This is a genomic window from Phytohabitans houttuyneae (assembly GCF_011764425.1).
Taxonomy (GTDB): Bacteria; Actinomycetota; Actinomycetes; order Mycobacteriales; family Micromonosporaceae; genus Phytohabitans; species Phytohabitans houttuyneae.
Genome location: NZ_BLPF01000005.1, coordinates 288,649 through 313,336, shown reverse-complemented (window position 1 = coordinate 313,336; position 24,688 = coordinate 288,649). Strand labels below are relative to the sequence as shown.

The window sequence follows — 24,688 nt, the reverse complement described above, 5'->3', positions numbered from 1 at the left end:
TCCCGCCCTTCACGGGCCTGGGCCTGCGCCGACGGTCACGAGCGACCCGGTGGGCGCATTGCTGCGCCCAGCTTCAGAGGCTCGCCGCAGCCGGCACTCCACTCGCGCGGCACAGACATCGAGGCGGCGTGTGGCATCAGGCTTCGGAGCGTGCGCGTGGCACCGGCCCCCTAACAGCGGCGGCAAAGACGAAGCCTGGGCGCGGCTATCCGGATCGGTGCGGGGCCTTGTCGGTGAGGCGGGTGGCACACCGCCTAGGGCGTCCTAGGAGGCTAGGTGTTTGAGAGGGACCGTGCGGGGCGGGGGATGCGGCGGTTGAGTGCGCGCATGCCGGGCACCTCGACGCAGCGGTGCAGTGCGTAGGCGAGCGCGTAGGAGACGAGCAGCAGCACGGCCGCTATGCCCAGCGCTGGCCACAGTGCCCACGGGCCGCGCAGGTCCAGCAGCTCGGCGGCGGTCACGATCACCGTCAGGTGGACGAGGAAGAAGCAGTACGAGACCTCCCCCAAATGGACGACAAATGGGTGACGCCACGGGGAGCGCTCGCCCCTCAGGTCGGCCATCGCGGCGGCGGGGATCAGCAGGGCGGTGCCGACTACGGCGGCCGCGGTGTCGCGGGTGACTGCCGGGAGCCAGCCCACGGCCAGGTAGTTGACGACGAAGACGGCGGTCGCCACGCGCAGGCCGGGACCGCGCCAGGCGTCCAGCATCACCAGCCGGGCCAGCACGATGCCGAGGGTGAACTCGGTCATCCTTGTCACCGGGAAGACGTACACGAACCAGCGCTCGTGCTCGGGCACCACCGCGACCTCGGCGATCCACGGCCACGCCCAGGTCAGCGCGATCAGGGCGACCGCGAGTGGGTACAAAGTGGCCGGTCCCAGCCGGCGCAGCAGCGCGTGCAGCAGCGGAAAGCACAGGTAGAAGAACATCTCGCAGGACAGCGACCAGCCCACCGGGTTGACGCCGAGGTAGACGAAGTCCTGCGTGTACCAGCCGTGCAGCAGCACCGCCGCGGCGCCCAGCGGCTCCCAGAAGATCGGCGGTATCCGGTGCGTGACGTACAGCGAGGCGACCGCGAGGGCCAGCGCCACCAGGTAGGCCGGGTAGATCCGGGCGACCCGCCCCTGCCAGAAGCGCAGCGGGCCGCGGTCGGGGCGGGCCGACCAGGTCAGCACGAAGCCGGACAGTACGAAGAAGAACGAGACGCCCAGGTCGCCGGCGTCGAAGAGCAGCTGTGCGCCGCGGCCGGCGACCGGGTCGGCCAGCTTCACGAACGAGTAGGCGTGCAGCCCGAAAACCCCGAAAGCGGCCGCGAACCGTAGACCGGTCAGTGAGGGCAGTCGGGACACAACGCCCGACTCTAGCGAACCCGTCCGGACCCGGCTCGGCGAGCAAGGCGGGCCCTGGGAGCAGCGCCGCAAGAGAAAAGAAGGAGAGGCCGCCACGGGGGAAGCGGCCTCTCCATGTAACAGGTTACCCCGCTTCCCGGCTTCGTGGGGGCCCCGGTTTGTTGAGTGACCGCTCAGTTGTCGGTTGCCCGACAGACGGATCGGGAGCTGGCCTGTCGGGCATCCCGCGACGCGCGCCCAGTAGCTAGAGTGACCAGCCGAAAGACGCTACGAAGGCGACCAACGGCGGACGGGAGGGCCGGTCGACCGTGTCCGAGGGGACCGCGCCCGCCGCGGCTGTGCGCCGCCTGAGCCGGGAGTACGGGTGGCTGCTTGCCGCCGTCGGCCTCGGCGCGCTTGTGCTGCTGTGTTCGGTGCCGTTCGTGACCGGGGCGGGCATGAGCTGGAGCACCGGCGACCCGCTGGCCGCCCCGGCCAAGCTCGCGCCTCCGGCGGGCAGCACGTCATCGCCGGTACCGGATGGATCGGCTGGACCACCGACCAGCGCCGCGCCGTCCGCGACGCCCTCGCCCTCCCCCACGCCGTCCAAGGTCGACACACCGCGCCGCACGACGGCCCGCACCACCGCGCCCGCCCGGCGCACCACGGCGCCACCGGCCGCGGCGAAGGCGCCGGTCGCGGTGGGCCCGGACGGCGGCGCGTTCGGGCTGTGGCAGCTGCTGCGGGAGTACTGCGAGCGCACCTACCGCACGGACGAGGCGCAGCTGCGGTACGGCACCGGCCAGGCCGAAAACAACTGGGAGTGCCGCCTGCGCGGCGACGACCCGCTCATCGACATGAGCGCCGCCTGCCGCGGCAGGTACGGGGCCGCGGCCTTCGCGCAGTTCTCCAATCGCAACGACGCTTTCTCCTGGCACTGCTACCGGCGCTGACCCACGCGGGGCGCCGCAGCCGCCGTTGCCAGTAATCGTCCACGCTGGAGACAACCGTCCACGTTAGACACCAAAAATGGAGCCGGGCGAGTGGCATCCTGTGCCACCCGCCCGGAAGTCTTTGGGGGTGGTGGGCCGGTCCGGACCGCTGCGTTGGCCAGTCCGGCCGGCCCACCACTGGCTGGCCTGACCGTGGGAATCAGGCCGCCCGCTGGCCTGACCGTGGGGGAATCAGGCCGTCTTTCCGGCCCGATTGTGGGGATCGGGCCGTCTTTGGTGACCCGGGTGGATGGATTCTCGTGCCCCCACGATCGGGGAACAGGACGGGAGGCCATCCACCCGGGTCGGTGCCGTTCGGGTTGGTCAGTCCCCGATCAGCCGGTCGTAGTCGAACAGTGCCATCGCGACATCGACCTGCGCCCAGAAGCGGTGGTACGTGAAGGTCGGAGCCGGCCCACCGTTGAGGTACGCCTCCACCTTCGGCCACTCCGGGTCGTTGCGCAGGAACGAGCGGATGCTGATGAAGCTGCTGCTGGAGTTGATCGTGTCACCGTTGGGCATGGTGCCCGAGAAGCCCGGCGGGATGTACAGGCCCTGGCCCGTCGAGCTGTTGTAGGTGTCGTCGAACCGGTTGTAGTCCGCCCGGGTCTCGGTCACCGCGATGCCCTTGGTGTCCTTGTGTCCCAGCAGCGCGTCGAGCAGCCCCTTGGCCGTGGTCTGGGCCTGGGTGTGCCCCGCCTTCGCGCCGTAGTAAACCAGCGTGCGGGCGAATGCGCCGGTCACGCCGACGTCGGTCGTGTGGTCCACGACGGACACGTGCAGACCGCTGTTGTTGACCGACGTGGTGCTGCTGGTCCAGTTGCCACCGGGCTGCCCGGTCCAGCTCAGCGTCGACGGCACCTGGTACGTGGCGCCACTGACCGTCGTGTTGGCCAGGGCCCACGTGACCCACTTGTCCAGCAGCGCCTTGGCCTGCGCGTTGCCGGTCTCGTAGTAGTACTCCGCGACGCGCTCCATGCTCCACGCCTGGAAGCCGAACCACTGGTTCGACGGCGGGTCGTGGTACACGGGCTTGTCGTCGTACACCATGCCGTAGAACGTCGGGCGGCCGGAGGGGCGGGCGCTGTAGTCGCCGTTCCAGCTGTTGGTCGCGCCGCCGGCGATGGCACCCTCAGCCGACTGCAGCCAGGTGTAGAACTGGATCTGCCGGGTGAGGCTGGTGGACCAGTCGGTCCGCGCGCTCGACGACCGCGGGATCAGCTCGGTGGTGTTGGACAGCGCCCAGGCCGCGAACGGGTTCTGGTAGCCGCCGTGGTTGTGGCTCGAACCGATCCGCCACGCCCAGTCACTGCTGCCCTGCGGGCCACCCCAGGCGGAGTACCAGGAGAGCAGGTACGCCGCGCTGCTCTTGCCGGAGCCCGCGGCGCAGGACGGCGAGGCGCAGCCAGGGTTCTTGAAGTACTTGTCGTACATGGCGTACCGCAGGTAGTCACCCATCTGCGCGGCCTTGGTGATGGTGGCCGAGATGTCCGCCTGCTTGCCCTGCTCCTTGGCCCACTTCAGCGCCCAGTACGCGGCCTGGATGGCGCGCGCGTCGGCGTCGGGGGCGCTGGTGTAGCGCCACTGGCGGGTGTAGCTGGAGTCACCGATGAAGATCGGCAGGAAGCCGCTCGGGCCACCGAAGTTGAACGTCTCGCACGACGGGTGCGGGACGGTCTCGAAGACACCCTCCTGCGGGCCGCGCTGGTAGGTGTTGATGTACGCCGGCCGCGTGGTGCGGTCGCCGCACTTGCCGAAGCCGTACACGTTGTCCACGTCGAGCAGCCAGTGCATGACGTACATGCGGTTGTTGCCGTACGTCTGGGTCAGCTCGCTGTACAGCGGGTCCTGGCCGACGCTGATCGAGGAGTCGAGCTTGCCACCCTGCTGCGGGTACAGGTCGGGGCGGTTGGCCTCGGGCGCGTAGTCGGCCGGGTCGTTCGCGTTGTAGCCACCCTGCGTCTCGGTCGGGATCATGTACCGATCCATGACGTTCCAGGCGTTGTTGAACGGCGCCCAGTTGCCGGTGGCCCGGCCGTACATCGCCTCGAGCGAGAGCCAGTAGCTGAACGCCTCGGACGTGGTCTCGTGACCGTGGTCGGGCGCCTCGACGAGCAGCGTCTCCACCGAGTGGTAGGGGATGCCCTCCTGGCTGAAGTACCCGCTCGCCGGAGCCTTGATCTTGTTGTACAGCTCGAGGAACTCCTCGCCGTACCGGCCCGGGTTGGTGGTGTTCTCGTCGTCGGTCACCGTGACGGCGGTCTGGCCCGCGGTGTAGTTCGTCGCGCTGGCCGTGATCGTCGCGGTGTCGTTGTTGGCATCCGTGTCGTGCGCCGCGTTCACCGGCACGTTGACGCCGGTGCTCCAGTTCGACGTGGTCAGCGTGACGCTGCTCGAACCGAGCGTCACGTCCGCGTCACCGGTCTTGGCCAGCGTGACGGGCACGCTCGCGGTCGGCGCGGCGCTGAGGCGCACGTTCAACTGCGAGCTGCTGCCCTCGGCGATGCTGAGCGTGGCCGGTACGACGATGCTCGCCTGGCCGGTGCCGATGACCGTGAAGGACCGCTCGGCGGTCGCCGTCAGCGGCGTGGGGCTCCCGTTGTCGTACGCCCGCGCCTGGACGGTGTAGTCACCGGCGGGCAGGCCGGTCATCTGGTAGCTGTACGGCGAGGTGGTGTCCTCGTTGATCAGCAAGCCGTTGCGGTAGAACTCGACCTTGCTGATCGAGCCGTCGGCGTCGCTGGCGTTGGCGGACACCGTGACGGTAGCCGGCGCGTTGAACGAAGCGTTCGCGGCCGGGCTGGTCAGCGCGACGGTGGGCGCCTGGTTGACCGCGCCACCACACCTGGTGCCGTTGATCGTGAAGGCGGTCGGCTTGCCGTTGGTGCCCGAGTACGAGCCGTTGAAGCCGATCGCGAGCGTTGCGCCGGTGGCCAGGTTTCCGTTCCACGGCATGTTGGTAGCGGTGACGTTGGCGCCGGACTGCGTCCAGTTTGCCGACCAACCCTGCGTGACGCGCTGGTTGCCGGGGAAGGTGAAGCCGAGGTTCCAGCTGGTCAGGGGGTCACCGAGGTTGCGGATCTGCACGCTGGCGGTGAACCCGGTGTTCCAGTCGTTGGTTGTGTAAACCACGTCGCAGGCGGTCGCGGCGTAGGCCATGCCAACCGGCACGCCCACCATCCCTCCCGCGACCAATGCGCCGGTGGCGATCATCGCCACCCGGCGTTTACTTGCGGTGAGCTTCATTGTGGAGTGTCTCCTCGCGGACCTGACCGAGTGAACTCGGCGGCGCCTTCTACGCGGTGGGGTAAGCGGCGCGTAGGGCGGAAGGCGCTTGGTGTCGTGGGCAGGGCCCGTCCCGGACCGGGTGACGAGTCAAGGGCTCGTCCCGTTCACATTTGGGCGCCGGTTTCCACAGTCGGATGCCCTCGGCGGCCCGCGATCGCGCGGTCTTGGCTCCCTCACGCGATGTGTCGACAGTCTTGCATGGGAGCGCTCCCGCAGCAAGTGGGAGCGTTTTCGGTTTCGCTCCAGTGTGGTCAAACAGGCGCTGACCTGCCGATCTAGCGGGACCACGGGGTTTCATCGATGTTCGCTACGGGTTTCGATCTTGTTTTGGGTCTTTCACAAACCCGTAACGGGTACTACAGTCCAACCAACGTCGATGGGAGCGCTTCCATTGATGTCGATGCAAGTACGCGGGGGACAACACTACAGGGAAGCCGCCAGCACCATCGGCGGACCCACAACCGCTCAGCCGCAGAGCTGACGGCGGGCCAGCCCGGACTCCGCCGTCAGCGTCTCACCCCCCGGTCGAGAGGAGGTGGAACCAGAGCCACTCGCGTGGCCCGGCTCCCGCGCGACATGCGCGAAGAGGAGGGAAGATCCTCTCGCGCGTGTGTAACTGATGGTGGGGACAGGGGTTGCCCTCCCTGTCCCCACACCCACTCCGATAGAAGATAAACCCCACCGCCAAATGGGGTAATCGGTCGTCGGGTCAGGCAACACACGCCCGACCGGTTGACCGGTTCAGGAGAAACTTTCAGCTTTGGCGCGACCCACCCGGGGCGCGCCAGCCAAGTTGGAAGCCCAGACGACGGCATCGGACCCTACGGACCCACCGCTTCACCGCACTGCCCGTCGCGCACCAAATCCGATGGCTGTCGCACCGACCTCACCGGCCGGTCAGCGCGGACCGGCTCCGCCGACCCGCCTGTGCTCCATCCTTTGCCCGCCTCCGCCCGACGCGCTCGGCGCCGACACGCCAGCGGGAGGCCGACACACGCTGCATGCATCCGACGACGGTCCGCGTGCACGGACCTGGTCGAAGCGACCGACGCAGGCCCACGAGCCGGCGCAATCGCCTCCGGCCGGGTGATGTGGACGATCTCTCGGCCGCATCGCCACCCGATCACCCCATTTCCATCCGCCACGATCCGGGTTAGCCTTGGGAGCGCTCCCAGACCAAGGGGGATGGGCCACCACCGAGGAGACCCGAACATGTCCGTACCGACCAGGACCACCGCTGGCGCTACCCCGACCGCTGACTCGGCCAGATCGGCCCTGCTCAACGGCGTCGAGCCCGACGATCTGTCCCGGGACCCAGCGGTTGACGCTCCGCTCGGCCTGGCGTTTCCGGATGGCTTCGGTTGGGGTGCCGCGACGTCGGCGTACCAGATCGAAGGGGCGGCGAAGGACGACGGCCGCGGTGAGTCGGTGTGGGACACATTCAGCCACACGCCGGGTTGCACCAAGAACGGCGACACCGGCGACGTCGCGGTTGACCACTACCACCGCTACCCCGAGGACCTCGACCTGATGCGCGGGTTGGGGCTGCGGTCGTACCGCTTCTCCATCTCCTGGTCGCGCGTGCAGGCCGACGGCACGGGCGCACCCAACCAGCGCGGCCTCGACTTCTACCGCCGCATCGTCGACGGGCTGCTGGAGCGGGGCATCGAGCCGATGGCCACGCTTTACCACTGGGACACGCCGCAGGCGCTGCAGGACCGGGGTGGCTGGGAGTCGCGCGACACCGCCTACCGGTTCGCCGACTACACCGAGCACGTGTACGCCGCTCTCGGCGACTCGGTGCCGGTGTGGCTGACCATCAACGAGCCCAAGACCGTCGTGCAGAACGGGTACATCACCGGCCACCACGCCCCGGGCAAGCGCGACAAGCCGCTGGCCTACCAGGTCGCCCACCACCTCCAGCTGGGCCACGGCCTGGCCGTGCAGGCGCTGCGCGCCACCGGGAGCGCCTCGCGGATCGGCCCGGCCTTCAACCTGCACCCCTGCTACCCCGCCGACGACTCGGCCGCCGCGGCCGCCGCCACCCGCCTCTTCGACGGGTACGAAAACCGGCTCTACCTCGACTCCGCGCTGCGCGGCCACTACCCCGAGGACGTGCTGGCCGACCAGGGCCCGGACAGCCCGCTGGTCCGCTCGATCCGCGACGGCGACCTGGCCGTCATCTCCTCGCCGGTCGACCTGCTCGCCGTGCAGTACTACACGCCGATCTACGTCACCGCCGACGGCGGCACCGAGCAGCGGCACGCGACGACGAAGGCGTTCTGGCAGCAGATCTACCCCGACGGGATGTACGACATCCTGACCCGGGTCACCCGGGACTACGGCCCGGTGCCGCTCACCGTCACCGAAAACGGCCTGCCCTGCCCGGACGTGCTCGGTCCCGAGGACGACATCGACGACGTGGAGCGGGTCGCCTTCCTGCGCGACCACTTCGCCGCCGCGCACCGCGCGATCGCCGACGGCGTGCCGCTGGAGAGCTACCACGTGTGGTCCCTTTTGGACAACTTCGAGTGGGACCAGGGCTACGACGAGCGGTGGGGCCTGGTGTACGTCGACTACGCCACCCAGCGCCGCTTCCTCAAGCGCAGCGCCCTCTGGTACAAGCGCGTGATCGCGGACAACACTGTCTGAGTGCGAGACAGCCTGACGAAGCGGCGGGTCAGCGAAGAAGAGCTGGCCCGCCTCGTGGCGCGCGCCTTCGGCGCGGACGCCGGGGTGACCGGGTGGCGCGAGCTGGACGGCGGTACGTACAACGCCGTCTACGCGGTCACCCTCGACGGCGGGCGCGAGCTCGTGCTCAAGGTGGCCCCACCGCCCCACCTCAAGCTGCTCACCCACGAGGTCGACCTGATGCGCACGGAGGTCGACTTCTACCAGCGGGCGGCTGCGGTGGGCGTGCCGGTGCCCGAGGTGGTGTACCCCGGCTTCGAGCGCGACCTGCTCGGCACCGACTTCGCCTTCCTCACCCTGGTGCCCGGCACCGACCTGCACTCCCTTGTGGACAGCCTGCCGCCGGCCGAGATCGCCGCGCTGCGCGGCCAGGTCGCCGGGCTCACCGCCCGCCTGCACACGATCACCGGCAGCCGGTACGGCTACCCGCTGCGCGACAGCCGCAGCTGGCAGCCGACCTGGCGCGGCGCGTTCGGCGCGATGGTCGACGACCTGCTCGCCGACGCCGCACGGCTGGACAAGCCGCTGCCGGCGCCGCCCGAGCGGATCGGCACGCTGATGCGCCGCCACGCCGATTCACTCGATGAGGTGACCCGCCCCGCGTTGGTCCACTTCGACCTGTGGGACGGAAACGTCTTCGTCGCCCAGGGCCCCAACGGCTGGGAGGTCACCGGCTTCATCGACGGCGAGCGGGCCTTCTACGGCGACCCGCTGGCCGAGCTCGTCTCGTTGGCGCTGCTGCGCGAGCCGGAGCCGGAGCTACTGGCCGGCAGGCAGCTCGGCGCGAGCGAGCTGCGGCGGCTCAACCTGTACCGCACGTACCTCTACGTCATCATGGCGATCGAGGGCGCGACCCGTGGATGGTACGACGAGGAGCGCGTCAGGTTCGAGTCCTGGCTAGCGGAACGTATCGACGCACAGTTGGCGTTGCTCTGAGGATCGACCACACTGGTCGCCATGACGTTCGCCCCGGGGCTGCTCCTGCACGACCGGTACGCCATCGTCGAACAGATCGGCGTCGGCGGGATGTCCGAGGTCTGGCTCGCCGTTGACCAGGTGCTCGACCGCCCGGTGGCGGTCAAGGCGCTCACCGCCACGCTCGATGACGAGCCCGACCTGTTCGCCGCGACGTGGCGCGAGGCGCGGGCGACGGCGAAGCTCACCCACCCGCACGTCACCCAGATCTACGACTACGGAGAGCAACGACTCAGCGACGGCAGCGTGGTGCCGTACCTCGTCATGGAGCTGCTCGACGGCCGCAACCTCGCCGACCGGCTCGCCGCCGGCCCCCTCCCCTGGCCCGAGGCGGCCCGCACCGCCGCGCAGGTGGCCAGCGGGCTGGCCGCCGCGCACCGGATGGGCGTGGTGCACCGCGACGTCAAGCCTGGCAACGTGATGCTCACCCAGACCGGCGCCAAGGTGCTCGACTTCGGCATCGCCGCGCTGGCCGGCGCCCGTCCCGAGGGAGACGGCGGCTGGCTTGTCGGCACCCCGGCGTACGCGGCGCCCGAACGCCTCGACGCCGGCCCGCCCGACCCGGCCGACGACGTGTACGCGCTGGGCGCGCTGCTCTACGAGGCGCTCACCGGCCGGCCGCCACTGCCGGTGGCGACCTGGGACGAGGCGGAGCAGGCGCACCGGCGTTCGCCCGCGGTGGCGCCGCCCTCGGTGCCCGGCCTGCCCTCGGGCGTGGCCGCGCTGGTGCTGGCCTGCCTGTCCCGCGACCCCGACCGCCGCCCGCGCGCGCAGGACGTGGCCGACACGCTCGACGCCGCCGTCCCGCCGGTCGGCCCGCCCGACGCCCGCCCGAGTGACGCCCGCCGCCCGGCCACCCGGTACACGCGTGGCGTCGCGCCGGCCGCGTCCATGCCCACCGCTCCCCCGCCCGGCCCGCGCACGTCCGTGGGGCGGCCGCTTCCGGCCGGACCGCGCGGCGGTTCCGGCGCCCGGGTCGAGCGCCAGCGCCGCGGCGTCCGCCCCACCCTCATGATCATGACGGGCCTGCTGCTGGCCGGCGGCCTGACCGCGGCCGCGCTGGCCTCGTTCGCGCCGGACGGCGACCCCGGCGCCGCCGGCGGGGCACGCGGCACCACCGCACCCGCCGCACCGCCACGGACCACCGCGCCGCCCACCCCCTCCGCCGCCGACCTTGTCGCGCAGGTCGACCAGACGCTGGAGCGCGCGATCGCCGACGGCCGCATCGACGACAACGCCGCGGACGACCTGCGCGACGGCGTCGACGACCTGCGGCAGAGCCTGGCCGGCGGCGACCCGGACGACCTGCGTGACGCCGCCGCGGACCTGCTGGAGCAGATCAACGACTTCAACGAGCGGTCGGTGGCCCAGGAGGCCCGGTTCGACCTGACGCTCGCGCTGGACCCGCTGCTGCGCAACAGCTGAACGCGCGGCGCACCTGGTGCGTTGCATAATTCCGCAAGCCTTGGGATCGATCTTCACAGCCGCCGCCCGGGATGGTCTGCTGATCTCCGCCAGGGGGCAGTGCTGGGTATGAGACAGGGGGTTCCGTCCGGGTGTTGACGGAGGTTGTGCCCAGGCTGACCAGGTGGGGAATGACGCCCGACGCCGATCTCGGCTACCGCGCGTTGTCGATGCTGGGCCCCTGCACCGTCGCGCGGCTCGCTCGGGAGCTGGGTCTGCCCCAGCGCCGGGTGAGCCGTGCGCTGGACGAGCTCGTGGCGGCGGAGGCGGTACGCCCCACGGCCACGGGTGGTGGCGGGTACCGGCCGGCGGAGGCTCTGCTGTGGGAGGCGGTCGCGCTGGAGCGGGTGCTGGAGACGGTGCGCCGGCGGCGTACACCCGACTCGGCGCTCGAACGGTGGCGCCGGCACGTCACGGCGGTCAGCGGAGTGGGCCTGTCCGCTTTGGAGCGTGCCTCGGTGCGGCGCTGGCCGACCCGGTCCGCCGCCCGGCAGCGGGCTGCCACCCTCATCGCCGCCGAACGCCACGAGCACCTGGCCATCAACACCGAGCCGGTCTTCGACGCCGAGGCCACGGCCGCCGCCCTGCCGCTGGACCGCAGCATCCTGGCGCGGGGGATCCGGCTGCGGGTGCTCGGCCTGCCACCCAGCGACGGCGACCGGTGGAGTGCCTACGCCACCGCGCTCGGTCGATCCGGCGGGATGTACCGCGAGCTGTCCGCGCTCCCGCTCAAGGTGATGATCTTCGACCGGCGGGTGGCGCTGGTGCCGAGCGACCCGCTGGACCTGGAGCAGGGCTACGTCGAGGTCGCCGACGCCGAGGTGACGCGGGCCTTGGCGGTCATGTTCGAACGGCTTTGGGCCGACGGGGTCGACCCACGTGAGCAGGGGGTGCCGCCCATCGACCTGAGCAGCCGCGAGCAGGAGCTGGTACGCCTGCTCGCCATGGGATACACCGACCAGTCGGCGGCGCAGGAGCTGCGGCTGAGCGTCCGCACCGTCGCGTACACCATGCGCCACCTGATGGACCGCCTGGGCGTCGAAAACAGGTTTCAGCTCGCGCTGCTGCTCGGCGCGGCCGGTGCCGCACCCCAACCACCGCGTTACGGCGCCCCCGGCGCTACCACCACCTGAGGAGATCCCGTGTCATACCGCCTCGCGCGACGAGCGATCGGCGCCGCCGCGGCACTCACCGCAGCGCTGGCGCCCACGCTCGCCACGGTCACGCCGGCCCAGGCCCGCACCTACTGGGTCACGGCGCCCTGTGCGACCGGGCGGTTCACCGCGATCGAGACGAGCGCCGACGGGCAGACCGCGCTGCACGGCCAGATCACGAAGTGCGCGCCGGCCGACCCCAAATCGGTCTTCACGCTGGTCGCCTTCCACCCGCGGGACAGCTTCCCGCAGGCGTACCGCCATTCGTTGCTGCCCTACCAGGCCGCGGGATCCACCCCGTTTTCCGGCGTCTTCCGGACGATGCCGAGCGGCAGCGAGGTGGGAGTCTGCGCCATGCGCTCCGTCAGTGAACGCGTCGCCTGTGTACGCGTGACGTTTCCACAGGACGGGGACGCCACGATGGAGCCGATCCCGACCACCGACCCGCTGGTGTACAAGCCGGTCTTCTTCGACGACTGGTCGGTCGAGCCGCCGCCACCGCCGCCGGGTGGCTTCTGCGGCACCTGCCTCGAACTGCCCGTATAGCCGACCGGGACTCAGGTGGTGACGGCGGCCTTGAGGTCGTCGGCGCGGTCGGTGCGCTCCCAGGTCAGGTCGGGCAGCTCGCGGCCGAAGTGCCCGTACGCCGCGGTCTGCCGGTAGATCGGGCGCAGCAGGTCAAGGTCGCGGATGATCGCGGCCGGACGCAGGTCGAACACCTCGCCGATCGCCTTCTCGATCCGCTCCACCGGGACCGACTCGGTGCCGAACGTCTCCACGAACAGGCTCACCGGCTGCGCCTTGCCGATCGCGTACGCCACCTGGGTCTCGCACCGCTCCGCCAGACCGGCCGCCACCACGTTCTTGGCCACCCACCGCATCGCGTACGCCGCCGACCGGTCCACCTTCGACGGGTCCTTACCCGAGAACGCGCCACCACCATGCCGCGCGTACCCGCCGTAGGTGTCCACGATGATCTTCCGGCCGGTCAGACCCGCGTCACCCATCGGACCACCGATCTCGAACCGGCCGGTCGGGTTGACGAGGAGGCGGTAGCCGGAGGTTTCCAGCCCCAGGCTCCGCAGCTCGGGGGCGATCACGTGGTCGCGCACGTCCGGGGTCAGCAGCGACTCCAGCGAGATGTCGGTAGCGTGCTGCGACGACACGACGACGGTGTCGAGGCGGACCGGGCGCAGCCCGTCGTACTCGATCGTCACCTGGGTCTTGCCGTCCGGCCGCAGGTAGGGAATCGTGCCGTCCTTGCGCGCCGCCGACAGCCGCCGCGCCAGCCGGTGCGCCAAAGCGATCGGCAACGGCATCAGCTCCGGCGTCTCCGAGCACGCGAAGCCGAACATCATGCCCTGGTCACCGGCACCCTGCGCGTCCAACGCGCTCTCCGAGCCCTCGGCCCGCAGCTCGAACGCGTTGTCCACACCCTGCGCGATGTCCGGCGACTGCGAACCGATGCTGATGCTCACACCACAGGACGCACCGTCGAAACCCTTCTTCGACGAGTCGTACCCGATCCCCAGGATCGTCTCCCGCACAATCGTCGGGATGTCCGCATAGGCCTTGGTGGTGACCTCACCGGCCACGTGCACCTGACCGGTCGTGATCAGCGTCTCGACCGCAACCCGGCTGCGCGGGTCCTGGGCGAGCAGGGCATCCAGGACCCCGTCGCTGATCTGGTCAGCGATCTTGTCCGGGTGGCCCTCCGTGACCGACTCGGACGTGAACAGACGACGCGCCACGACACCATCCCCTCTCAGACCTCTACCCGAGGGTAAGGGGCGGCGATGGAGCGCGGGTGGAGACCCGGTGCTAGCGGGGCAGCGCCTGCTGCAGCTCGGCGCGCAGCGCTGGGGTCAGCATCTCCCCGGCCTGCTTGGCCAGCCGCGCCATCTCGTAGCCCACCACGCCGATGTCGGCGTCGCCCGCGGCGAGCGTGGCCAGGATCGAGCCGTCCCGGATCGCCATCACCAGGAAGTAGCCCCGGCCCAGCTCCACCACGGTCTGCTTGACCACGTCGTTGTCGAACATCTGGGCCGCGCCGGTCGTGATGCTCATCAGACCGGAGGTCACGGCGGCCAGCTTGTCGGCGTGGTCGCGGGGCAGGTGGTCGGAGACCGCGACGAGCAGCCCGTCGGAAGAGACGACGATCGCGTGGGCGACGCCCGGAGTGCGATCGGCGAACGCACTGACCAGCCAGCTCAGATCACGCGCATCTTGACTGAGCTCACTCACGTTTGTTTCGCCTCCTGGTTGATCGTTCGCCTGTCGTCGCCACTGTCCTCCGCCTCGGCCCGGCGGACACCGCTGTAGTACCTGGAAAGCATGCTGCCCACTGCCTCGGGGTCCGGCTCCACCCGGGCGGTCGGTATGTGCGCCGCCGGCCGCGGCGCCTCACCGACATCCGGAAGCTGTGCCATGGGTACCCGCAACGGGAGGCCGTTAGCCATCGTGCCACCCGTGACCGGGACGGTCGGCGGGGTGGGCCCACCCGGCCCGGTCGCCGCCGGCGGCACGCTCGCGGGGCCGCCGTTGACCCCGCCGGGCCGGCCGCCGCCCTGCCGGGACCACCACGTGCTGCCGGTCTCGGTCGCCGTGGCGCCCACGGACTTCAGCACGTCTTCGGCCCGGGTCGGCGCGCGCCGCACACGGCTCACAGCGCCCACCTCGGCGGCCGGCAACGCCGGAAGTGCCTGCGTCGGCTGCCACACCGAAGCCCCGGCCAGGCTCGCCGGCGTGGCGGCCAGGCGCAGCTCGCGGCTGACCGAGTCGGGCACGGCCGCCGCGACCGACGCCAGCACCGGCCGAGCCGCGGGCTCGGGCAGCGCGCGGGCCGGCGGGGCGGGTGCCAGCAGGCTCGGCGGCAGCCACACGGTGGCGATGACGCCCCGCTCGGCGGCGACCAACCGCACCCGGATCGAGTGCCGCGCCGCAAGGTGGCTGACCACGAACAGGCCCATCCGCTCCGAGGCCGCGACGTCGGCGGCGGGCGGCTCGGCGAGCAGCGTGTTGGCCTCGTCCATCGCCGCCTCGCTCATGCCCAGACCCTCATCGATGATCTCGATGGTCGCGGTGCGCCCGCTGGACGAGCGGGTGGCCATCTTGACCTGGGTGAACGGGGCGGAGAAGTTCGTCGCGTTTTCCAGCAGCTCGGCCAGCAGGTGCACGACGTCGGCGACCGCGTGGCCGATCACGTACAGGTTGTCGACGGACTCGTGCCGCACCCGCGGGTACTGCTCGATCTCGGCGGCGGCCGCCAGGGCCACGGCGGAGAGCGCCACCGGCTCGTTCCAGCGGCGGCTGGACTCGGTACCGGCCAGCACCAGCAGGCTCTCGTCGTTACGCCGCATACGCGCGGCGAGGTGGTCGAGCTTGAACAGGTTGGCCAGCTGGTCCGGGTCGCCCTCGTCGCGCTCCAGCTCGTCCAGCAGCTCCAGCTGCCGCTCGACGAGCACCTGGCTGCGGCGGGCGAGGTTGACGAACATCGCGTTGACGTTGCGCCGCATGACCGCCTGCTCGACGGCGAGGTCGACGGCGCTGCGGTGCACCGCGACGAACGCCTCGGCGACCTCACCCACCTCGTCCATCGAGCGCACGACCATGGGCGGCACTTCGATCCTGGGCATGCCGTGCCCGACGGCGCGCAGCCGCTCGATCGCGTCCGGCAGCTCGTCCTGGGCGACGTGCAGCGCGTGGCGGCGCAGGTCGCGCAGCGAGCGGGCCACGGACCGGCCGATGAGCACCGAAATGATCAACGCGATCAGCAGCACGGCCAGCACCGAGCCGGCGACCAGCAGCGTGCGCTGCAGCTGGTCGGTGCTGCGCGCGCCGGCCTCGTTGACCGCGTCGGCGAGCACGTCGGACTCGACCTGGCGGAGCAGGTCGTGCCGGTCCTGGCTCAGCGACCACCAGCGGAACGGCTCGAGCACCTTCGCCTCGCCGCTGCCGGTCGCGATCGTGGTCTGCTCCATCGCGACCGCGGCGCCGAACTTGGGGTCGGCTGCCGCGCGCTCGTACCGCAGGATCTGCGCGTTGGTGGCCGCGACCCGGAAGTCGGCGAGCGCGGTGAGCTGCTGGGCCCGCAGGTCGGTGAGCTCGACAAGGTCGGTCGGGCCGTACGCCCCGGCGCTGGCTGCCGCGAAGAGGCGGGCGCGCAGGCGCGAGCCGACCTCCTTGATCCGGGCGATCTCGACGTACCGCAGGACCATCTCGGTCAGCTCGGGGCGCTCGACGCCGGGTGAGGGCTGGGCGAGCAACGTGAGCAGCGAGTCGATCGTGCGGGTGTAGTTACCGATCACGGTGTCCGTGCTGACCGCTCCGCTGGCCGCCGCACCGCGCAAGGTGGGCAGGTCGTCGACCGCGTCGCGGGCCCGGTTGTACGCCACGCGCCAGGCCGCGTCACCACCGGCGAGCGGCTCGGCGGTGTCGCGGAAGTCGGCGACGGAGCGGTCGACCGCCACGTAGTACTGCCGGATGTCGGCTGTGGCCTGGCCCGCGGTGGTCTTCTTGGCCTGCAGCGCGGCCAGATTGCCGGCGGTGCGGTCGCGCTCGCTCTGCAGGTCGTGCACCAGCGTGGTGATCTGCTGACCGAGCGCCACCTGGTCAGCGAACTCGTCGAGCACCGTCGCCTGGCCGATCAGCGCGCCGGTCTGCACACCGGCGACGACCATGAAGGCCAGCGAAGGGATGACGAGGACCGTCGCGAGCTTGGTGCGCATGCGCCAGTCCCGGACACGCAGGCGTGAACGCCGTCGATGTGGGATAACCCGGACATCGAGTCGCCGTCGATGGCGCGGAACCGTCCGGTCCGACGGTTCCGGGGCAGCAGCGACCACGCCTCCCCCTTTACCTCGTACCCGGCCTGCCGAGGAGCGGAGTCCATCCAATCAGGCGCGCGGACGGTGTCAACGCCGCGACCTGCGACAAGTTCACGAAGAATACAGCGGAGGACCGGATCTTGCCGGTACCGCCGAGGGGCCCTCCTCCATCCGGACGATGCCGTCCGGCTCAGCGAGCGGCGGGGCCGGTCGGGACGAGACCCGCAGCCAGCAGCGCGGCGCCGGTCGCGCCCACCTCGGGGTTGTCCACGTGCCGCGTGGTCCGCGGCGCCAGGGCCGCCTGGAACGCACGGCGCCACCAGGGTTGGGCGGCGACCGCTCCGCCGCCGAGCACCACCTCGGTGGTACCGTCCACAGTGGACTCCAGCACGGCGAGGTCACGGGCGATCATCGCGCACACCCCGTCCATCAGGCCGGCGAAGATCTCGACCGGTGTGGTGGAGAAGGCGAGCCCGGACAGGGCACCCGACCCGGACGGCGCGGTGCCCGGCGGCCGGTCGCCGCCCAGCCGAGGATCGGCCCGCACCTCACCCTTTCCGGGCGTGATCGCGGCCAGCTCGCGGTCCAGCGCGTCACCCTCGGGAAGCTGGAACGTCTTGCGGGCCCACGCGAAGAGGTTGCCGCCGGCCGAGTACGCGGCTCCGGTCACGATCCGCTCGTGGTCCACGCGGTACCGCCACACGCTGCCCGGCAGCGGGGGCAGCGGCGCGCCCGGCGCCACCGGCTGTACCAGCCGCACCGCGGCCGATGTGCCGACGGTGACCGCCGCGCGGCTCGGCTCGAAACAGCCGGTGCCGACGTTCGACGCGGCCCCGTCGCCGGTCGGCGCGGCCCAGGGTGCGTCTGCGAGGGCCGGCCAGCGGCGCGCGTACTCCGGGCGCAGGCGGCCGTGCCAGCCGGCCGGCGCCAGCGGCGGCAGGTCGGCCCGGCTCACGCCGGCGACCGCGAGCGCCTCCTCGTCCCAGTCGAGGCGGGCCAGGTCGAGCATGCCGGTACCGGACGCCTGCGACACCGACATCGGCGCCTCGGTCAGCAGCGCGCCGAGCACGAACTCGGGCAGCCCGCAGAACCGGGACAGCCCCGGCCCGCAGCCCGCCCGCAGCCACGGCAGCTTCACCGTCCAGTAGAAGCGGTGCCACCACGTGCCCGTGCGGTGGTGGAACGCGTCCGGGTCGGCCGGTCCGGTGGCGCCCGGCGGCGGCGTGGGGCGGGTGTCGAGCCAGGTGACCAGCGGGCCGAGCGGAGCGCCGGCCTTGTCCAGCGGTACCGCCGAGTGCCACTGGGCGGACTCGGCCACCAGCCGCACCCCGTCGAGCCGGCCGGCCGCGTCCAGCTCGTCTATGCAGTCGACGAGCGCCGCCAGGTACGCCCCCGCGTCGAGGGTCGCCGCGCCGCTGTCGTCGACCGCCACCTCAACGGACCGGCGGGCCAGGGCACCCGGCAGGGGCGCCGCCTTGTCGTCCAGCACGAGCCCGCGAACCGACGAGGTGCCAAGGTCCAGCGCCAGGATGCTCATCGCCGCCCACCGTAACCCAGCCCTCGGCCGGCCACGGGGCGGCGACGGAATGACGCGGCCGTTCGGCGGTACAAAAATGACCGCTTCCGATTTATATTTGTGCCCACCGCCGGGCGGCGAAGGAAACAGCCGTGACCGTCTACACATATCACCGCGGCACGATCCACTTTTCGGAGGAAGGATCGCGGCATCGCGGTGCCGGCACTTCCTTTCTGCTGTTGCACGGGCTCGGTGGTTCACGCCAGCAATGGGGGCAGGTGCAGCGGGCCTTGGCCACGACGTCGCATTCGATCGCGGTCGACATTGTCGGATTCGGCGAGAGCAGGGGCCGCCGGTTTCACGTCGACGCCGCCTCGGAGGAGCTCGCATTCTTCTGCGAGGCGTACGAGCTGGAGCGCTGCGTGCTCGTGTCCCACTCGATCGGCAGCACCGTGGCGGGCCTGCTCGCCGCCCGCGCGGCGCCGCACTTCACGCGCCTGATCCTGACCAGCGGCACGCTCTTCCGGGCCGCGCGGATCGCCCAGCACCCCGGCGTCGGCGTGCGGGCGCCGCGGCTGGGGCTGGCGGTGACGGCGCAGTTCCTGACCGGGATGGTGCCGATGCCGGACTCCCTGCGCCGGCTTGTCGCGCACAACGCGATGCTGCGGACGCTGTCGTTGTGGCCGTTCGTGGCGCACCCGGGACGCCTCGACCCGGTCCAGCTCGACGCCGCGCTCGAAGGTGCCGGCAGCTGCGCGGTGCTGCGCATCCTCCTTGACGCACGGATGATCGACTATCCGCGCATCATGTCGTCCGTCCCCCAGCCGGTCGACCTGATCTGGGGCGCCAAGGACCGGCTGATCACCCGCTCCGATATCGACGAGATGCGCCGCACGGCAAATGTCGTGCGGGAGCACGAGATAGCCGACTGCGGCCATTGGCCGATGATCGAAAAACCGACCGAGCTGACCGCGCTTATCCGCATCTGGGGAAGAGATGAGGAGCCAGGAGATCGCCAAGGACTTTGATCCGTTCTACGCCAATCACCTGTTCAAGCGAAGAAGAAATACACCGACCTACAAGCTGTGGCTTGTCGGCCTGCTCGCGGTCGCGCCGCTCATCGCGGTGAACCTGGCGCAGCGCACCCTCGGCGACGCCAACGACTTCCAGCTGGCCGACGACGTCGCGCGGATCACCGGGCTGGGCGGCGCTCCCGCGTCGTCGCCGGAGTTTCCGCTCGTCCGCGACGTCGCGAGCTGGCTGTTGCTGCTGTCCGTCATCTCCGGCACGGTCCTGCTGCACCGGCAGTGGCAGCTGATGTCGGTCTGCCTGGGCAAGCTGGTCCGCAACGGGGTGCTCGTGCCGAAGAAGGAGGTACACACCGGACCGGAGGACGCGCCGGAGCTCGACCCCCGGCGCACGTTCGGCCTCAACGGGCTGTCCCGCGTCATGGGCATCGACCGGATCATCCGGGGCTGCACCGTCGAGACCGCCCTGCCCACCCTGCTGCGCACCGTCAACGAGCGGATGCGCGCGGTGCGCTCGGTCATCTTCCTCACCGAGCTGGTGCTCGCGTTCTTCCTGTCCGGGCTGCTGATCCAGGGAGAGAAGCACGGCCTGTTCATCACGGTCGCCCCGCGCGACCTCAGCGGGGTGCAGCGCGAGCAGTGGCTCGCCGAGGCGTACGGGAACTGGTGGGCCGGTGAAAGCCACCTCGCCGGCTACTTCCTCTACTGGATGTACGCGGTCTTCGCGATCTTCGTGATCCTCCAGTACCACGTCGTCGGCCTGGTCACGATCTACCTGACCATCGGGCTGCGCTTCGTCTGCCGGCCCAGCGCCGACTGGCTCAACCGCGACGGCCGGTACGGCTGGACCCCGCTGGGCCGCGTCTTCCGCACCGTGCTGCTCGCGACAACGCTGCTCGGCCTCACCCTCACCATCACCCTGGCGGTGCTGGGCCTGGACAACTTCCCGTGGGTGGGCTTCCTCGTCGTGCTGTACATCGTGGTGGTCCCGATCTTCATCCTGGTGCCGCCGATCGTGTTCCGTAAGGCCGAGGCGACCGCGAAGGAGGACCGGATCGACGACCTGGTCCGCGCCATCGAGCGGCGAAAGATCGACATCCTCGAGGACGTCGAGGCCACCGCGCCGTACGTCGCCGAGATCGAGCGGTGCCGCACCGCCAACATCCGGCCGCTGCGGCTGCGCACCGCGTCCTCGTCGTTCCTGATCCTCGTGCTGCTGCCGATCCTGCTCGCAGCGGTACAGACCTTTTTCCCCTGGCTGCTCGGCTCCGGCTGAACCGCGCCGTTCGACCGCGGTCATTGAGCGAACGGCCGCGGTCGGATAACCTCTGGCACATGCTCGCGCGCCTCAATTCCTGGTGGCGCCGCCAACCTGGCGGCCCGTCCACCCGCGCGTAGCTCACCACCCACGCGGCCGCCGACAAGGCGGCCACGGCGTGATGTCAGAAAGCTTGAGCATTCCGACGCACCGGTTGTCCGCCCGAGGTGGCCCCCGGCCCGAAGGAATGTACCGATGGATCTTCTGACCCTGCTCGATCCCACCCAACAACGCCCTTTCGCGCTCCTGCGTCGCGAGGGCGCGGCGCATATCGAGGTCTTCACCGGCGACCTGACCACCGCCGACCGGCTCGCCGACATCCCCATGCCGCGGGAGCGCACCGGACCCGCGACGCTCGCGCTGGTGCCGTACCGGCAGATCACCGAACGCGGCTTCGCCTGCGTCGACGACGGCGCCCCCCTGGAGTGCCTGGAGATCCGCTCGTACGGTGAGGTGCCGCTCGCCGCCGCGCTCGCGCTGCTGCCGGACACGCCGGAGGCGGCCCGCGACGGGCGGTTCGACATCTCCGACGAGGAGTACGCCGAGACGGTCGGTGCCGTGCTGCGCGACGAGATCGGCCACGGCGAGGGGGCCAACTTCGTCATCCACCGCACGTTCACCGCGCAGGTCGACGACCCGCTGCGGGCCGCGCTGGCCGCGTTCCGGCGGCTGCTGGAACGGGAGCGGGGCGCCTACTGGACGTTCCTCGTGCACACCGGCACCCGCACGCTGGTCGGCGCCACCCCCGAGCGGCACGTGAGCGTCGAGGACGGCCTGGTCATGATGAACCCGATCAGCGGCACGTTCCGCCACCCGGACGGGCCGGCCGAGCGCGAGGCGGTGCTCGAGTTCCTGGCCGACCCGAAAGAGGTCGACGAGCTGTACATGGTGCTCGACGAGGAGCTCAAGATGATGGCCACCGTCGCCGACCACGGCGGCCAGGTCGTCGGCCCGTACCTCAAGGAGATGGCGCACCTGACCCACACCGAGTACCTGCTGGCCGGGCGGGGTTCGCGGGACGTGCGGGAGGTGCTGCGCGAGACGATGTTCGCGCCGACGGTCACCGGCAGCCCGATCGAGAACGCGTTCCGGGTGATCGCCCGCCACGAGGGGCGCGGGCGGCGGTACTACGCGGGCGTGCTCGCGCTGCTCGGCCACGACGCCGAGGGCCGGCAGACGCTCGACGCGCCCATCCTGATCCGGACCGCGGAGATCACCCCGGACGGGCTGCTGCGGGTGCCGGTGGGCGCCACGCTGGTGCGCCACTCGACCGCCGCCGGCGAGGTCGCCGAGACGCACACCAAGGCCGCCGGGGTGCTCGCCGCGCTGGGGCTGCGGCCGGCAGCGGCGCACCGGCCCGCGGGCGAGTCGGTGGTACAGCTGTCCGCCGACCCCGACGTGCGCGCCGCGCTGGCCGCGCGAAACGCCGGGCTGGCCCGCTTCTGGCTGGACGAGCGGGGGCCGGTGGCGATACCGGCGACGGCGCCGCGGGCGCTGATCGTGGACGCCGAGGACACGTTCACCGGCATGCTGGCCCACCAGATGCGGTGGTTGGGACACGACGTCACGCTGCGCCCGTGGACCGAGCCCGGCTCGCTGGACGAGTTCGACCTCGTCGTGGCCGGTCCCGGTCCCGGCGATCCCGGCTCCCCCGACGACGCCAAGATGCGCGCGATGCGCCAGGTGATCACCGCGCGGCTGCGCGGCGGGCGGCCGCTGCTCGCGGTCTGCCTCGGCCACCAGTTGCTGTGCGGGCTGCTCGGGCTGGACCTGCACCGGCGGGACGCGCCGTACCAGGGCCTGCAGCGCGAGGTGGACCTCTTCGGCCGGGTGCGGCGGGTCGGCTTCTACTCCACGTTCACGGCGGTGTCGGCGGTCGGGGCGCTGACCACGCCCTATGGTCCGGTCGAACTGGCCCGCGACCCGGCCGACGGCGCGGTGCACGCGCTGCGCGGGCCGGCGTTCGCGGGCGTGCAGTTCCACCCCGAGTCGGTGCTCAGCCAGGACGGGCTCGCGGTACTCGCCGATCTGCTGAAGGCATTGACGGAGGTGCCCGTCATACATTAGACAGGTAACCTAACTTACCTTTATCTGCCGGGAGTGAGCCATGCGCCGGTCTCTGCTCAGCATCGCCCTCCTCGCGGGCACGCTCGTCACCGGCCCGGCGGCCGTCACCGCCGGGCCGGCCGCGGCCGGAGCCGCCGGGCTGGCCGCGGCCGGAGCCGCCGGGCTGGCCGCGGCCGGAGCCGCCGGGCTGGTCCGGGTCGACCAGGTCGGATACGCGAGCGGCGAGGCCAAGCGGGCATACCTGATGACCGCCGCACCCGCCGACGGCGCCCGCTTCGCCGTGGTCGACCAGCGCGGCCGCACCGTCCACAGCGGACAGATCGGGGCCAGCACCGGCGGCTGGAGCGCGACGTACGGCGCGGTGCACCCGATCGACCTGTCCCCGGTCCGCACCCCGGGCACCTACCGGCTGCGCGTCTCCGGCGTCCTGCGGGCAGAGCGGGAGTCGCGAGGCTACGGGCATGGACCACAACGGCGGACGAGCGACGAGCGACGGAGCGCGGCAGACATAGTGTCGCCGGCGTTCCGCGTGGACAGCCCGGAGCGGCTCTTCTCCCCGCTGCTCGCCGACACGGTCAACTTCTTCCAGGTGCAGCGGGACGGCGCCGACGTGATCCCCGGCGAGCTGGACCGCAAGCCGTCACACCTGACCGACCGCCGCGCCACCGTGTACGAGCCACCGGTCTTCTCCGGCGACGGCGGTGACGTGCCGGCGGCGCCGCTGCGGCCGCGGGCCGGCGCCGGGCCGGTGGACGTGGAGGGCGGCTGGTTCGACGCCGGCGACTTCGTGAAGTTCACCCACGCCTCGGCGTACGCGCTCGCCCAGCTGCTCTACGTCCAGCGGGAGACGGGCGGTCCACCCACGCTGCGCGGCGAGACCGCGTTCGGGCTGCGCTGGCTGGACAAGATGTGGGACGGCCGCACGCTGTACGTGCAGGTCGGCATCGGCACCGGCAGCGAGGAGTTCGGCTTCCTCGGCGACCACGACGTGTGGCGGCTACCCGAGGCCGACGACGCGCTCGACACCGGTCCGGGCGACGAATACCAGTTCATCAAGTACCGCCCCGTCTTTCCGGCCGGCGAGCCCGGCGCGAAGGTGAGCCCCAACCTGGCCGGCCGGGTGTCGGCGGCGTTCGCCCTGGCCGCACAGCTGGCCGCCGAGCGGGGCGACAAGGCGGCGGCGCGGCGCTGGCTGGCCGAGGGCGCGTCCCTGTACGGCCAGGCGCAGACCACCGACGTCGGCGAGCTGGTGACCGCGTTCCCGCACGCCTACTACCCCGAGGACTCCTGGCAGGACGACATGGAGCTCGGCGCGACGCAGCTCGCGCTGGCCGCCCGCGCGCTCGGCGACCCGCGCGGCGGCCGGTGGGTGCGCGAGGCGGCCGGCTGGGCCCGCGCGTACCTGGACACGCAGCCGTGGGACACGCTCAACCTGTACGACACGAGCGCGCTCGCCCACGCCGACCTCGTACCGCTGCTGCGCGGCGACGCCCTCGCCGGCGAGCTCGTCGCCGACCTGCGCCGCCAGCTCGACAGCGGTGTCTCGGCCGCGGCCGCGCACCCCTTCGGCCACGCGGTCGACGTGACCCAGTTCGACGCGGCGACCCGCAGCTTCGGCTTCGCGGCCACGGCACACCTCTACCGCGGCCTGACCGGCTCGCACGAGTACGACGCGTTCGGCACCCGGCAGCGCAACTTCGCGCTCGGCGCCAACGCGTGGGGCACGTCGCTGATGATCGGCGCCGGCACCACGTACCCGCAGTGTCCGCAGCACCAGGTCGCCAACCTGGCCGGGCTCCCCCGCGGCGCCGTGGTGAACGGTCCGAACGGGGCGGAGAACTTCGAGTACATCGGCATCCCGGACGGCGCCAACGCGTGCCCGGCGGACGGCGTCAACCGGTTCGCCGCGTACGACCGGCCGGACGCCCGCTACCTCGACGACGTGCGCGCCTGGCCCAGCTCCGAGCCGGCGATCGACTTCACCGCGACGGCCGCGCTCGCGTTCGCGCTCTCCAGTTAAGGGTTTCCGGTCCGCCCG

At 71.4% G+C, this 24,688-nt stretch carries 16 protein-coding genes; 10 read left to right on the top strand and 6 right to left on the bottom strand.

The features are described from left to right. Positions 1-272: 272 nt before the first annotated feature. Positions 273-1,352, bottom strand: a complete 1,080-nt coding sequence (locus Phou_RS50120; protein ID WP_173072020.1) for an acyltransferase family protein — start codon at positions 1,350-1,352, stop codon at positions 273-275. A 308-nt stretch (positions 1,353-1,660) separates the two neighbouring features. On the opposite strand from Phou_RS50120, the gene Phou_RS50115 reads away from it, so the two are divergent. Continuing rightward, positions 1,661-2,284, top strand: a complete 624-nt coding sequence (locus tag Phou_RS50115; protein ID WP_173072018.1) for a hypothetical protein — start codon at positions 1,661-1,663, stop codon at positions 2,282-2,284. A gap of 363 nt (positions 2,285-2,647) precedes the next feature. Here Phou_RS50115 and Phou_RS50110 read toward each other — a convergent pair whose 3' ends face one another. Then, positions 2,648-5,569: a glycoside hydrolase family 48 protein gene (locus tag Phou_RS50110; protein ID WP_173072016.1), complete on the bottom strand. Its 2,922-nt coding sequence runs from the start codon at positions 5,567-5,569 to the stop codon at positions 2,648-2,650. A 1,254-nt stretch (positions 5,570-6,823) separates the two neighbouring features. Between Phou_RS50110 and Phou_RS50105 the strand changes: the two genes are divergently transcribed. The 5 genes from Phou_RS50105 to Phou_RS50085 all read left to right on the top strand — a co-directional run bounded on the left by Phou_RS50105 (position 6,824) and on the right by Phou_RS50085 (position 12,441). Next, entirely contained in the window at positions 6,824-8,263 is a 1,440-nt protein-coding gene (locus tag Phou_RS50105) for a GH1 family beta-glucosidase (RefSeq protein WP_173072014.1), read from the top strand. Then, positions 8,264-9,238 carry a phosphotransferase family protein gene (locus Phou_RS50100; RefSeq protein WP_173072012.1) on the top strand — a complete coding sequence of 325 codons (975 nt, stop codon included), beginning with the start codon at positions 8,264-8,266 and terminating at the stop codon, positions 9,236-9,238. It abuts the gene before it with no gap. Between the two features lie 21 nt (positions 9,239-9,259). Next, complete coding sequence (locus Phou_RS50095) at positions 9,260-10,702, top strand: serine/threonine-protein kinase (RefSeq protein WP_173072010.1); 1,443 nt, start codon at positions 9,260-9,262, stop codon at positions 10,700-10,702. Between the two features lie 170 nt (positions 10,703-10,872). Beyond that, positions 10,873-11,874, top strand: coding sequence for a helix-turn-helix transcriptional regulator (locus Phou_RS50090; RefSeq protein ID WP_173072008.1), 1,002 nt, complete (start codon positions 10,873-10,875; stop codon positions 11,872-11,874). A gap of 9 nt (positions 11,875-11,883) precedes the next feature. Next, positions 11,884-12,441 carry a hypothetical protein gene (locus Phou_RS50085; RefSeq protein ID WP_173072006.1) on the top strand — a complete coding sequence of 186 codons (558 nt, stop codon included), beginning with the start codon at positions 11,884-11,886 and terminating at the stop codon, positions 12,439-12,441. 11 nt (positions 12,442-12,452) lie between these two features. On the opposite strand, the gene metK is transcribed toward Phou_RS50085, so the two are convergent. The 4 genes from metK to Phou_RS50065 form a co-directional block, all read right to left on the bottom strand. After that, the gene (gene metK / locus Phou_RS50080; RefSeq protein ID WP_173072004.1) at positions 12,453-13,646 is read right to left on the bottom strand and encodes a methionine adenosyltransferase; all 1,194 of its coding nucleotides are present in this window, start codon (positions 13,644-13,646) and stop codon (positions 12,453-12,455) included. A gap of 70 nt (positions 13,647-13,716) precedes the next feature. Next, positions 13,717-14,139, bottom strand: a complete 423-nt coding sequence (locus tag Phou_RS50075; RefSeq protein WP_173072002.1) for a roadblock/LC7 domain-containing protein — start codon at positions 14,137-14,139, stop codon at positions 13,717-13,719. Continuing rightward, positions 14,136-16,622 carry a sensor histidine kinase gene (locus Phou_RS50070; RefSeq protein WP_246274883.1) on the bottom strand — a complete coding sequence of 829 codons (2,487 nt, stop codon included), beginning with the start codon at positions 16,620-16,622 and terminating at the stop codon, positions 14,136-14,138. Before Phou_RS50070 ends, Phou_RS50075 begins: the two co-directional genes overlap by 4 nt. Positions 16,623-16,911: 289 nt before the next feature. Then, positions 16,912-18,258: an FGGY family carbohydrate kinase gene (locus Phou_RS50065; protein ID WP_173071997.1), complete on the bottom strand. Its 1,347-nt coding sequence runs from the start codon at positions 18,256-18,258 to the stop codon at positions 16,912-16,914. Positions 18,259-18,389: 131 nt separating this feature from the next. Between Phou_RS50065 and Phou_RS50060 the strand changes: the two genes are divergently transcribed. From Phou_RS50060 to Phou_RS50045, 4 genes are all read left to right on the top strand, one after another. Beyond that, a complete protein-coding gene (locus Phou_RS50060) occupies positions 18,390-19,265 on the top strand; it encodes an alpha/beta fold hydrolase (protein ID WP_173071995.1) in 876 nt (291 codons plus the stop codon). Continuing rightward, complete coding sequence (locus Phou_RS50055; RefSeq protein ID WP_173071993.1) at positions 19,234-20,541, top strand: hypothetical protein; 1,308 nt, start codon at positions 19,234-19,236, stop codon at positions 20,539-20,541. The genes Phou_RS50060 and Phou_RS50055 overlap by 32 nt, the downstream gene beginning before the upstream one ends. 237 nt (positions 20,542-20,778) lie before the next feature. Continuing rightward, positions 20,779-22,650, top strand: a complete 1,872-nt coding sequence (locus Phou_RS50050; RefSeq protein ID WP_173071991.1) for a chorismate-binding protein — start codon at positions 20,779-20,781, stop codon at positions 22,648-22,650. A gap of 40 nt (positions 22,651-22,690) precedes the next feature. Then, positions 22,691-24,670, top strand: coding sequence for a glycoside hydrolase family 9 protein (locus Phou_RS50045; protein WP_173071989.1), 1,980 nt, complete (start codon positions 22,691-22,693; stop codon positions 24,668-24,670). Positions 24,671-24,688: the final 18 nt, after the last annotated feature.

Bases quoted from the DNA above. Each gene is read 5' to 3' on its own strand.
- Phou_RS50070 (WP_246274883.1), bottom strand. From the start codon at position 16,622: ATGCGCACCAAGCTCGCGACGGTCCTCGTCATCCCTTCGCTGGCCTTC.
- Phou_RS50055 (WP_173071993.1), top strand. From the start codon at position 19,234: ATGAGGAGCCAGGAGATCGCCAAGGACTTTGATCCGTTCTACGCCAAT.
- Phou_RS50065 (WP_173071997.1), bottom strand. From the start codon at position 18,258: ATGAGCATCCTGGCGCTGGACCTTGGCACCTCGTCGGTTCGCGGGCTC.
- Phou_RS50095 (WP_173072010.1), top strand. From the start codon at position 9,260: ATGACGTTCGCCCCGGGGCTGCTCCTGCACGACCGGTACGCCATCGTC.
- Phou_RS50050 (WP_173071991.1), top strand. From the start codon at position 20,779: ATGGATCTTCTGACCCTGCTCGATCCCACCCAACAACGCCCTTTCGCG.
- Phou_RS50045 (WP_173071989.1), top strand. From the start codon at position 22,691: ATGCGCCGGTCTCTGCTCAGCATCGCCCTCCTCGCGGGCACGCTCGTC.
- Phou_RS50090 (WP_173072008.1), top strand. From the start codon at position 10,873: ATGACGCCCGACGCCGATCTCGGCTACCGCGCGTTGTCGATGCTGGGC.
- Phou_RS50105 (WP_173072014.1), top strand. From the start codon at position 6,824: ATGTCCGTACCGACCAGGACCACCGCTGGCGCTACCCCGACCGCTGAC.
- Phou_RS50110 (WP_173072016.1), bottom strand. From the start codon at position 5,569: ATGAAGCTCACCGCAAGTAAACGCCGGGTGGCGATGATCGCCACCGGC.